The sequence below is a fragment of the Glaesserella parasuis genome, assembly GCF_002015085.1.
Lineage (GTDB): Bacteria > Pseudomonadota > Gammaproteobacteria > Enterobacterales > Pasteurellaceae > Glaesserella > Glaesserella parasuis.
Genome location: NZ_MUXW01000005.1, coordinates 86,409 through 99,213, shown reverse-complemented (window position 1 = coordinate 99,213; position 12,805 = coordinate 86,409). Strand labels below are relative to the sequence as shown.

The 12,805-nt window shown below is 41.2% G+C and carries 8 protein-coding genes; 1 reads left to right on the top strand and 7 read right to left on the bottom strand.

The window, feature by feature from the left end; all coding sequences use genetic code 11:
* Positions 1–17 precede the first annotated feature (17 nt).
* From B0183_RS03115 to glnD, 7 genes are all read right to left on the bottom strand, one after another.
* Complete coding sequence (locus B0183_RS03115; RefSeq protein ID WP_078208312.1) at positions 18–1,466, bottom strand: catalase; 1,449 nt, start codon at positions 1,464–1,466, stop codon at positions 18–20.
* Between the two features lie 130 nt (positions 1,467–1,596).
* Positions 1,597–3,498: a DNA topoisomerase IV subunit B gene (gene parE / locus B0183_RS03110; protein WP_021114589.1), complete on the bottom strand. Its 1,902-nt coding sequence runs from the start codon at positions 3,496–3,498 to the stop codon at positions 1,597–1,599.
* Between the two features lie 117 nt (positions 3,499–3,615).
* Positions 3,616–4,107, bottom strand: coding sequence for a YajQ family cyclic di-GMP-binding protein (locus tag B0183_RS03105; RefSeq protein WP_021110466.1), 492 nt, complete (start codon positions 4,105–4,107; stop codon positions 3,616–3,618).
* A 362-nt stretch (positions 4,108–4,469) separates the two neighbouring features.
* Complete coding sequence (gene eno / locus B0183_RS03100; protein ID WP_005710572.1) at positions 4,470–5,780, bottom strand: phosphopyruvate hydratase; 1,311 nt, start codon at positions 5,778–5,780, stop codon at positions 4,470–4,472.
* A gap of 227 nt (positions 5,781–6,007) precedes the next feature.
* A complete protein-coding gene (locus B0183_RS03095) occupies positions 6,008–7,039 on the bottom strand; it encodes a peptide ABC transporter ATP-binding protein (protein ID WP_021113358.1) in 1,032 nt (343 codons plus the stop codon).
* A 12-nt stretch (positions 7,040–7,051) separates the two neighbouring features.
* On the bottom strand, positions 7,052–7,942 hold the full coding sequence (locus B0183_RS03090; protein WP_078208311.1) for an ABC transporter permease subunit: 891 nt from the start codon (positions 7,940–7,942) through the stop codon (positions 7,052–7,054).
* An 83-nt stretch (positions 7,943–8,025) separates the two neighbouring features.
* Entirely contained in the window at positions 8,026–10,623 is a 2,598-nt protein-coding gene (gene glnD / locus B0183_RS03085; RefSeq protein ID WP_234802020.1) for a bifunctional uridylyltransferase/uridylyl-removing protein GlnD, read from the bottom strand.
* 160 nt (positions 10,624–10,783) lie between these two features.
* Between glnD and uvrB the strand changes: the two genes are divergently transcribed.
* Positions 10,784–12,799 carry an excinuclease ABC subunit UvrB gene (uvrB, locus tag B0183_RS03080; RefSeq protein WP_078208310.1) on the top strand — a complete coding sequence of 672 codons (2,016 nt, stop codon included), beginning with the start codon at positions 10,784–10,786 and terminating at the stop codon, positions 12,797–12,799.
* Positions 12,800–12,805: the final 6 nt, after the last annotated feature.

Here is a 12,805-nt window from a genome sequence, read left to right as displayed (position 1 = left end):
ATAAGTCTTTAATTAGCTTATTTTGCTAATTTTTGACGAATCGCATTTGCTAATTCTGTGCTAACTTTTTCAAAGTGAGCCATTTGTCTTTCCACGATTTCAGGAATAGTTACACCTGATAAACCTGCTGCAAAGTTACCTGCTAAGCGATCTTTTTCTTCCGCTGTGAACAAGTTGTAAAGTGCGGCTGGTTGTGAGCAGTAATCTTCATCGTACTCACGGAAGTTAAAGTGTGCGGCTTCACGCTCAATTTGTAATGGTAATTGATCGTGGGTTGGCACATAAGTGTCAAAACGGTTCGGTGCATAGTTAGGGTGGTTGCCACCGTTTGCATCTACACGCATTGCACCATCACGGTGAGTCGTGTGGTATGGGCATTTTGGTGCATTTACAGGGATTTGGTGGTGGTTTACACCTAAACGGTAACGCTGTGCATCTTGGTAAGAGAACAGACGACCTTGTAACATACGGTCTGGCGAGAAGCCGATTCCCGGAACGATGTTAGATGGTGCAAATGCCGCTTGTTCTACTTCTGCGAAGTAGTTTTGTGGGTTGCGGTTTAATTCTAATACACCCACTTCGATCACTGGGTAATCTGCGTGTGGCCATACTTTAGTTAAGTCAAAGGCATAGTTATGTTTGTGAGCATCTGCTTCTGGCATAATCTGCACTTGAACAGTCCAACGTGGGAATTCACCACGCTCAATCGCTTCATATAAATCTTTTTGGCTAGACTCACGATCTTCACCTACAACTTTAGCTGCTTCTTCGTTAGTGAAGAATTTGTGACCTTGTTGTGTTTTGAAGTGGAATTTCACCCAGAAACGCTCGTTGTTTGCGTTTACAAAGCTATAAGTGTGGCTACCGTAACCGTTCATGTGACGTAAAGTCGCTGGAATACCACGATCTGAGAACAATGTCATAATTTGGTGCATTGATTCAGGGTGACGTGACCAGAAATCCCACGCTGCATTTGCATCACGCAAGTTATTTTGAGGGTTACGTTTTTGTGTATGAATAAAATCTGGGAATTTTAATGGATCACGGATAAAGAATACTGGTGTATTGTTACCCACTAAGTCCCAGTTACCTTGTTCGGTATAGAATTTTAATGAGAAACCACGCACATCACGCTCTGCATCGGCAGCCCCACGCTCGCCAGCAACAGTTGAGAAACGTAATAATACTTCAGTTTGTGCACCTGGTTTAAATACCGCAGCTTTCGTGTATTTAGTAATATCTGCAGTTACAGTAAATGTACCGTAAGCTGCTGAACCTTTAGCGTGAACCACACGCTCAGGAATACGCTCACGAGCAAAGTGTGCTAATTTCTCTTGAAACCAAACATCTTGTAAAAGAAGTGGACCGCGTGGGCCAGCTGACATTGTGTTGTCATTATCAACAACTGGCGCACCTGCTGCCGTTGTTAAGGTTTTTGATCCGTGATCAAATGGACATTTAGACATAGTGAATTTTCTCCAAAAATGGCTTATTAATAGGTTACGAGTATTATCATTGATAGTTATAAGTTTGTAAAACTATTGAATTAATAAAAAAATACTATTAATTTTCAACGCCAATCTTTATTTGGTTTATTTATAAATCCGCCTCATCACCACGATCTTGTAACCATTGTTTGCGATCTTCAGCTCGTTTTTTAGCAAGCAACATATCCATTAATTCAAAGGTTGAAACCTCTTCATCATCGCTATTATCTTCTAAGGTTAGCTGAACTAGACGTCGTGTATTTGGATCCATTGTCGTTTCACGCAATTGACTTGGGTTCATCTCACCTAAACCTTTAAAACGTTGAACATTTGGTTTTCCTTTTTTCTTCGCGAGACGAGTTAAAATAGCCTCTTTTTCAGATTCATCTAATGCGTAATGCACCTCATCTTTACCAATATCAATACGGTAAAGTGGCGGCATTGCAACATAAACGTGGCCATTTTTTACTAATGTTGGGAAATGGCGGAGGAACAAGGCACACAATAATGTGGCAATGTGCAAACCATCTGAATCCGCATCAGCAAGAATACAAACTTTACCGTAACGTAGTTGGCTTAGATCTTCATTGTCAGGATCAATGCCTAATGCGACAGCAATGTCGTGCACTTCTGTAGACGCGAGAACTTGATCAGGTGATACTTCCCAAGTGTTGAGAATCTTACCTCTAAGTGGCAAAATCGCTTGAAACTCTTTATCTCTCGCTTGTTTTGCAGAACCGCCCGCAGAATCTCCCTCTACAAGGAATAGCTCAGTACGTGTTAAATCTTGTGAGATACAATCGGCCAATTTTCCAGGTAAGGCAGGCCCACTAACCAATTTTTTTCGTACGACTTTTTTTTCAGCTCTAAGGCGATTTTGTGCAGAACTGATTGCCATTTCAGCCAGTTGTTCGGCAACTTGTACGTTTTGATTTAGCCATAAACTAAAAGCATCTTTTACACTATTTTCAACATAACTCGCCGCTTGTCGTGATGATAAACGCTCTTTGGTTTGCCCTGCAAACTGTGGTTCTTGCATTTTAAGCGATAGCACATAGCAACAACGTCCCCAAACATCGTCGGCAGTTAATTTGACACCTTTAGGCAACAGATTTCTAAAATCACAAAATTCAGCCATCGCCTTAAATAAACCTTGGCGCAAACCATTGACGTGTGTGCCGCCAAGTGCAGTTGGAATCAAGTTTACATAGCTTTCATTAATCTGCTCGCCACCCTCTGTGAGCCAGCTTAATGCCCAACTCACAGCTTCAGTTTCCCCAATCACTTCACCAACAAAAAGAGGATTTGGCAGATATTCATATTCTTTCAATGCATCTGTTAAATAATCACGCAAGCCATCTTCGTAGTACCACGTTTCTTGGGTATTATTGATATGGTCGGTAAAATTGATCGTTAATTTCGGACAAAGTACCGCTTTGGCTCGCAATAGATGACGTAGGCGACTAACCGAAAACTTCGGCGAATCAAAATATTTTGGATTTGGATAAAAGCGAACCGTTGTGCCTGTTTGGCGTTTTGGACAAGAACCGATCACTTTCAGCTCTTCCACTTTAACGCCATTTGCAAAAGCAATGGTATAAATCTCGCCATTACGTTTAATGGTGATCTCAACACTTTCAGAAAGGGCATTTACAACCGAAATCCCTACACCGTGCAAACCGCCTGAAAAGGTGTAATTTTTATTAGAGAACTTACCGCCTGCGTGCAGTTTTGTTAGGATAAGTTCCACCCCTGAAATTTTTTCAGTCGAGTGAATATCCACAGGCATACCCCGTCCATTATCAACGACTTCAAGGGAATTATCGCTATGTAAGATAACATCAATTTGATTAGCAAAACCTGATAACGCTTCATCGACACTGTTATCAATTACTTCTTGCCCTAAGTGATTTGGACGAGTGGTATCAGTGTACATACCTGGGCGAAGTTGCACAGGTTCAAGATCTTTGAGAACGGTAATTTCATCAGCACCGTAGCGTTTTTCTGACATAAGTATCTCTTTACAGCCTATAGGAAAACAGAGAAATCACTCTAGTAAGTTTGAGCGATTAGATTCAATGAAAAGATTCTTTATATTGATTAAATGAAAGAAGATATATATGGAAAATCAATCACGAAAATTATTAAATTGAAGAGGCTGCCCTAATTCAGCATTTTTCACAAGCTGTATTGTCGATTGTAAATCATCACGGGATTTTCCTGTTATGCGTATGGAATCTCCTTGAATTTGAGCTTGTACCTTGATTTTAGAGTCTTTAATAAGTTTAACAAGCTGCTTAGCCATATCGGACTTAATCCCTTGTTTTAATTTAATTTCTTTTGTGTAAAGTTTACCATGATGTTCACTTTCAGAAGGAATATCTAGGGAAGTATGTTCAATACCACGTTTAATACAGCATCCTATTAAAATTTCAATTAACTGTTCAAGTTGAAAATCAGATTCTGTAGTAACCCGTATAAGTTCATTTTTTTCATTAAGTTCTATTGTGGCATCAACTCCTCGAAAATCATAACGTGTACTTAATACCCTATTTGCATTTTCTACTGCATTGCGTACTTCATGTATGGTAAGTTCAGAAACAATATCAAAAGATGGCATCTTATTCTCCTTCTATGAAATCAAATCAGAGTTTTTTCGCAATTCTACCACAGCATTCCACAAACTATGAAATTAATTCTTATAAGATTTCTTGATGTATTTTATTAGATTGAAGAATTGTTGACGTTCAAGTCTTTAAAGACGAAGGCTCCAACTAGCTCCGATTGATTGTTATAGGCTACCCTCGGTGAGCTCTTTCTGCTGAACACTTATTATCAAGTAATCACAAACTTAACAAGATTGAAATAACTTACGCTATTTGTACCTTATATCTCCGCCCGAAAGGGTAAGTTTTATGGCACATAGCTAATAAAAGCCACCTCAATTTCTCAAGGTGGCTATATTCAATAAATCAACGCAAATTACGCTTGACCTTTCACTTCTTTACGACCATTGAAAGGTGCTGGTGTACCTGCTGCTGCCAATGCTTCTTCGATACGGATTAATTGGTTGTATTTCGCAACACGGTCTGAACGGCTCATTGAACCCGTTTTGATTTGACCTGCTGCTGTACCCACTGCTAAATCAGCGATAGTTGCATCTTCAGTTTCGCCAGAACGGTGTGAGATAACCGCTGTGTAACCTGCATCTTTAGCCATTTTGATTGCTGCTAAAGTTTCAGTTAATGAACCGATTTGGTTGAATTTGATTAAGATTGAGTTTGCGATACCATTTTCGATACCACGGCTTAAGATCTTAGTATTGGTTACGAATAAGTCGTCACCTACTAATTGAACTTTGTCACCTAATACTTTAGTTTGGTACGCAAAACCTTCCCAGTCTGACTCATCTTGACCATCTTCGATAGACACGATTGGGTACTCTTTGCATAAGCCTTCTAAGTAGTGAGTAAATTCTTGAGAAGTGAATGATTTACCTTCACCTTTCATTTCGTATAAACCGTTGTCTTTGTTGTAGAACTCAGAAGACGCACAGTCCATCGCTAAAGTTACATCTTTACCTAAAACATAACCTGCTTTTTCTACTGCTTCTTTGATACAAGCTAATGCATCTGCGTTAGAAGCAAGGTTTGGTGCGAAACCACCCTCGTCACCCACAGCAGTATTTAAGCCTTTCGCTTTTAATACTTTAGCAAGGTTGTGGAATACTTCAGCACCGATACGAAGTGCTTCTTTTAATGTTGATGCACCCACTGGTTGGATCATAAACTCTTGGATATCAACGTTGTTGTCTGCGTGCTCACCACCGTTGATGATGTTCATCATTGGTAATGGCATAGAGTACACGCCTGGAGTACCGTTAAGCTCTGCAATGTGAGCATAAAGTGGTAAACCTTTTGATGCTGCAGCCGCTTTTGCGTTTGCTAAAGAAACCGCTAAAATTGCGTTTGCACCAAATTTAGATTTGTTATCTGTACCATCTAAGTCGATCATAATTTGGTCGATTTCAGCTTGGTTAGATGCATCTTTACCTACGATTGCATTAGCAATTTCGTTGTTTACTGCAGAAACAGCTTTTAATACACCTTTGCCTAAGAAACGTGCTTTGTCGCCATCACGCAATTCTAATGCTTCGCGTGAACCTGTTGATGCACCTGATGGCGCTGCTGCTAAACCAACAAAACCACCTTCAAGGTGAACTTCTGCTTCAACAGTTGGGTTACCACGTGAGTCAATGATTTCACGACCAATTACTTTAACGATTTTTGCCATTGTTAATATCCTCTATGAGAGTTAATAGTTAATGTTGAAAAGACTTGCATATGGTAATGGGATTTTACAAATTTGTCTTGTAAAAAAGTGATGAGCTTCACAAAAATTTAAAGGATATTTGATCGAAAAGGGATTTTTCTAAATTAAGACCAATTATATATTCGAGTATTAAATACCGATATAGACTTTTTTCTATCATCATTAATATGGACTAAGCTATATAACATCTAATCTACTTTTACGATCACTGGCACAAATTCTTCCTTACGTAAGAAATTTTGTTCTCTAAAGTTAATCGGAAAATGGCAGGCAAATTCGTGTTGGCGGAATTTGCGTAGCGGTGGTTTAACGACACATTTTTTCTGCGCAAAAGGGCAACGAGGCCCAAGACGGCAACCAATAGGCATATCTTGTAACATTGGAACTGAGCCTTTAAGGGTATTCAAGCGACCTTTAAAAGGCAAAGGTTTAGAAAAATCGGGTACGCTATGCAATAGTACTGCGGTATAAGGGTGATAAGGGGTTTCCATAATGGTTTCTTTCTCTGCAATTTCAACGGTTTGCCCGCAGTACAAAACGTTAAATGAATCTACCCACTTGTAAATACTGAGCATATCGTTACTCACTAGAATAATAGACGTACCAAGATTTTTGTTCATACTGGAAAGCAAGCGATAAATTTGTAGCTGTGTGGTTGATTCCATTGTATTGGTTGGTTCGTCAGCCACGAGCAAGCGAGGCTGATTTGCCACTGCCATTGCAATCATCACTTTTTGTGCTTCACCTTCGGTAATATCCGTTGGATAGCTTTGCATAATATCTTTATGATCTTTTATCCCCACTTTGTGTAGTAATTCAATGGCTTTTTTCTTTTTCCAGCCAAAACGTTCCCACCACTTGCCTTTAAAGCGGATAGTTTCGATTAATTGTTTACCAATACGTTCGCTTGGGTCTAAGCAAGAGAGTGGATCTTGGAAAATCATTGAAATCTGATCACTAACCAGTTTTCGGCGCTGATAGGGGGAAAGTTTCAGTAATTCAATATCGTTAAAGCGAAAGCGGTCGGCAGTAATGATCCACTCGTCTTTGACTAATCCGCAGATCACTTTAGCAATTAAACTTTTTCCTGACCCTGATTCGCCAACTAAACCACATATCTCACCGCTATCAAGGGTAAGATTGATATTATCTACCATTTTTATACGCCCGTTTGGCGTATCAATTTCGATACTTAAATGTCTAATATCCAGTAATGCCATTGTTTCCCTTCCCTAATAACGATATTTTTCAAGCACCCGTACAATGCTGTTTCCAAGCATTGTAATGATAAGTAGAGTAAAAATGATAGCAAATCCAGGAAGAATGACCGTCCGAGGGGCAACATAAATTAATTCAAGAGAATCGCGGATCATCGCTCCCCATTCTGGCGTTGGGCTCGTTGCCCCCAGTGAAATAAAGCTCAATGCACTGATGTCTAACACGGCAATAACAAAAATATGCGCAAGTTCTTTGACGGCAATCACAGTTAAATTAGGTAAGATCACTTCACGGATTAAATCTCGTTTTCTTGCACCCTCTAATTTTAAAGTGATGACATATTCTCTCGCCAGCTCCCGTTGGGTCATTTGATAAATTTTATGGATAAAGTGAGGCAACATAGCAAGAAAAATGGCCAACATTGCATTAATGAGAGAGACCTCCATTAAAGTTGCAATGATGATGGCAATCAGCAAAATCGGCGTAAATAAAAAGGTATCAAAAAGATGACTGAGAATAAAAATAGATCCACTCCGTTTTGTCCCTGCAATCACGCCAAGAATGCCACCTAAAATACCGATAGCAATGGTAATGACCAATGCTGAACCAACGGTGTAGTAGAAGCCGTAGAGGACGCGACTGAAAATATCTCTTCCTAGATCGTCTGTGCCAAAAAAATGGCTAATCTGGCCGCTATCACTCCACGATGGTGGCATTAATTCCATTCCGCTAAATTGCCGATCGGCTGCATAAGGGGCAAGTAAATAGCCAAAAAAAACCAATCCCATCAGAAGAATAAAGAGATTAAGGCTGATGAGTGCAAAGGTGTCTTTCCTCAACTCTATCCAAAATTGGCGTAAATACGCAGATTCTCGAAACTGTTCGGGGTCTTGTGCGAGTAGCATTCTTTATTACCTTTTTACTAATACTGAATATAACAATAACATCTTTTACTCTTAATTCATTGTTTGATAGACAGTATAGCATTCTATTCTTGTTCTAACATCGCCAACAAATGTTGTTTCAACATCGCCTGTTCTTCCTCCGCCAAAGCCCCATTTTGCTGATTGCTCACCACAAAAAAATCCTCCACCCGTTCACCAATGGTCGTAATTTTAGCGTTAATCAAATTCAACTTAAGCTGCCCGAAAATATACCCAATTTGAGCCAACAACCCCTCTCGGTCTAAGGTAAATAGCTCAAAAGCGGTCTGATTTGGCTGGGAATTTGCTAAAAAACGGATCTTGGTTTTTCGCTTAAACGCCTGATGTTTAACGGATTTTTTACTTGGATTAAACACTTTCTCCGTATTCGCAAGCAAAGTTTTAACCAATGCCGACTGAATTTGTTCACTTCGCTCATCATCGAGTGGCTCGCCGTTCATTTCCGTAATAATAAAACTATCCAACACCAAACCATGATCGCTCGTAAGGATTTGAGCATCGTGGATACTCACTTTCTTCTGACTTAACGTCTGTGCAATTCTCGCAAAAAGCTGGGCTTGGTCTTGGCAATGCACAAAAATTTCTGTCGCTCCCCGTGCATACTGATTGCTAATCAACACCATCGGCAACGCAGGATCTTTTAAATAATGCAAGGCGTGCCAATAAAGCTGTGTCGGGCTGTTTCGCACAAAATAGCTTTCAGGACAGGATTGCCAAAATTGCAACAGCCGTGTTTTTTGTTCAGCCGAAAGTAACGCCTCAAGTTGTACATAGGCTTGCTGTTGATGGGCTTGGCTCAGTTGCTGATGATTAATCGTTTCCTCACTGCCTAACTGCAACTGCTGTTCGGTAAATTGAAAAAGTTTAAGGAAAAGCGACCGCTTCCAATCATTCCAAAGGGTTTCATTCGTCGCACAAATATCCGCAACGGTTAAACAGGTTAAAGCAGCTAAAGCGGTCGGATTTTTCACCACATTTGCAAAAGTTTTCACCACATCGGGATCGTGAATATCCCGACGTTGTGCCGTAATTGACATCGTCAAATGCTCTGCCACCAACCACGCCATATAATCACTTTGCTCTTGAGAAAAGCCGTGTTGTTGAGCAAAAGCACGCATATCTTCCGCCCCAACTTTAGCGTGATCGCCCTCTCTGCCTTTAGCAATATCGTGGAACAAGGCTGACAAATAGAGCAACGGACGGTCTGCCAGTGTCGGAAACAGACGACAACAAAGCGGATGTTTTTCGGCATTTTCCTGTTGCAGAAAACTTTCTAATTTAAGCATCACCTGAACCGTATGCTCGTCCACCGTATAAATATGAAAAAGATCAAACTGCATCAAGCCTTGAATACCAACCCATTGCGGTAAGTAAGCGGTTAAAACGCCCAACTGATGCATTGGCATAATGGCTCTTTTAACCACATCAGGCTGAGAAAACAGCCGAATAAAGCGATGTCGAGCTTGAGGCAGTTCACACAACGGCTGGTTTAAGGTCTGTAACGCCAGCCGAAGTTGTCGCAACGTCGTACTGGCTACACACACCTGCGTATGCTGAGTGAGATAGAAGAAAAGATCCAAAATCCGCTCAGGTTGTTGCTTAAAAATCAAAGTGTTACTACAAATTAGCTGTTCCCCTTGCAAATAAAAATAGTCATCAAGCGGCTGTTTTTGCTGTACATTTTGCAAAGCCTGTAGCACCTCTTGATGAAAATGATTGAGCAACAATTGCGTTAATTGCGAAATAGATTGCGTCGCCTGAAAGAAATCTTTCATCATCGCTTCCACAGGCTGATTACCCTCGCCCTGATAGCCTAACTGCTCACTCAGTTGTAACTGGCGATCAAACCGCAAGCGATTATCGTAACGCTTTAATTGCAAATGCAAGGCAAACCGCATTCTAAATAACGTATGTTGAGCCTGCTGAAGCTCAATAAATTCTTCAGGATAGAGCAAACCCCGACTAAACAAACTCTCTAGGCTATACAGCCCATAATGGCGTAACATAATCCAAGAGAGCAAGTGCAAATCCCGTAGCCCCCCCCCCGGACTATGTTTTAAATCAGGCTCAAGGTTATAACTGGTATTATGATAACGGGCATAACGTTCATTTTTTTCCGCCATTTTTGCCTCAAAAAAGGCTTGGATAGACCAAAACTCCGCGTGGAACAGCTTGCTCATCAGCTGTTGCCACAAGGCTTCATTGCCAAGCAAAAAACGGCTCTCAAACATATTCGTTGCCACAGAAATTTCCGCTCTGCCCACCTCAACACACTCCGCCAAGGTTCGCACACTCGCCCCCAGCTGAAATTTGCAATCCCACAAGAGGTTAAATAGTTGATTTAATTGATTTTGCGTCTGTTCATCTAAAGGCTGTTCACTCAACACCAAAATATCCAAATCAGACAGCGGAAACATCTCCCTCCGCCCATATCCCCCGACTGCCACTAAAGCCAAGTCCTGCCGCTCCATCAACCCAAATTGTTGCCAGAGCGTTGTCAGTAAATCATCATAAAAATGGCTACGTTGTTCGAGTAAATTTTTGATATCTTCAGTACTAAAAAGGGATTTTTGTGTGCTATTAAATTGCTGAAGTTCTGTTTTTAAAGTTTGTGTATCAATCATAGCGGTGAGTTTTAGCATTATTTTACGAAGAATTGTAATGGATTTCTGAGCGTCCACCAAAGAGGATTTTTAAAGTAAATTGTATGAATAACAAAATTTCTTTTTAGGCTGAAATTCCCAAAATCTCACCACTTATTCTATGTTAGAATTCTAGCAAATTTTCAGACAAGGATTTTCAATGAGCAAACAGGGTAAACCATTTATTTTACATTCCCCCTTCAAACCCTCAGGCGACCAACCGACTGCGATTGCCAAATTAATCGAGGGATTGAATGATGGCTTGGCACATCAAACCTTGCTAGGTGTAACAGGATCGGGCAAAACCTTTACCATTGCCAATGTGATTGCGACTTTAAACCGTCCAGCAATGGTACTTGCCCCGAACAAAACCCTTGCGGCACAACTTTATGCCGAGATGAAAGCCTTTTTCCCTGAAAATGCGGTGGAGTATTTCGTTTCCTACTACGATTACTATCAGCCCGAAGCCTATGTGCCTGCTAGCGATACTTTTATTGAAAAAGATGCTTCTATTAATGAGCAGATCGAACAGATGCGACTGTCTGCCACCAAATCTTTTTTAGAAAGACGGGATACGATTGTAGTCGCATCGGTGTCGGCAATTTACGGCTTGGGGGATGTTGATGCCTATATGCAGATGATGTTACATCTGCAAGTGGGGGAAATGATCGACCAACGCAAAATTCTCTCTCGCCTTGCTGAATTACAATATACTCGTAACGATCAAGCCTTTCAGCGGGCGACTTTCCGTGTGCGTGGTGAAGTGATTGATATTTTCCCTGCCGAATCGGACGGTGTCGCTCTGCGTGTGGAACTGTTTGATGATGAAATCGAAAATCTGTCCTTATTCGATCCGCTTACAGGGCATAATTTAGGGCGAGTTCCCCGTTATACGATCTACCCAAAAACTCACTACGTTACGCCGAGAGATCGGATTTTAGAAGCGATTGAGCAGATCAAAAAAGAACTTGCCGAGCGTCGAACTTACTTTATCAAAGAGAATAAATTACTCGAAGAACAGCGGATTGCCCAGCGTACCCAGTTTGATATTGAGATGATGAACGAGTTGGGCTACTGCTCAGGCATTGAAAACTACTCACGTTATTTATCGGGCAGAAAAGAGGGTGAACCGCCACCGACCTTGTTTGATTATATGCCGTCTAATGGCTTGCTGATTATTGATGAGTCCCACGTTACCGTGCCACAAATCGGCGGTATGTTTAGGGGCGACCGAGCAAGAAAAGAAACTTTGGTGCAATACGGTTTCCGTTTGCCATCTGCTTTAGACAACCGTCCGTTGCGTTTTGAAGAGTTTGAACGCTTATCGCCACAGACAATCTATGTATCGGCAACCCCTGGACCTTACGAATTAGAGAAAAATCCTGATGTAATCGACCAAGTGGTTCGTCCGACTGGCTTGTTAGATCCAATTATCGAAGTTCGCCCTGTGGCAACGCAAGTGGACGATTTATTATCGGAAATTCATAAGCGTGTAGCAGTGGACGAACGAGTGCTAGTCACAACGCTGACCAAAAAAATGGCGGAAGATTTAACCGACTACCTCGATGAACATGGCGTGCGAGTGCGTTATCTACACAGCGACATCGACACAGTCGAGCGGGTCGAAATTATCCACGATTTACGAATGGGAATGTTTGATGTGTTAGTCGGGATCAACTTGTTGCGAGAAGGCTTGGACATGCCAGAAGTGTCGCTGGTGGCGATTTTAGATGCCGACAAAGAAGGCTTTTTGCGTTCCGAACGTTCTTTAATCCAAACTATCGGACGTGCCGCCCGAAATCTCAACGGCAAAGCAATTTTATACGGCGACCGCATCACTAACTCAATGCAAAAAGCGATCACAGAAACCGAACGCCGCCGAGAGAAACAACAAAAATACAACGAAGAACACGGCATTGTGCCACAAGCGTTGAACAAAAAAGTCGGCGAGTTGTTGGATATTGGGCAGACAGATAAACCAAAACGCAGTAAAAAATCTGCAAAATCAAGCGATGATCAGACCGCTTACATTCCAAAATCTCGTAAAGAGTTAGAAAAAGAATTGAAAGTGCTTGAACAACAGATGCGAGATTTTGCTAAAGATCTAGAGTTTGAAAAAGCGGCAGCGGTGAGGGATAAGATTAGGGAGTTGAAGGCGTATTTGTTAGAACTTTAAAAGTAA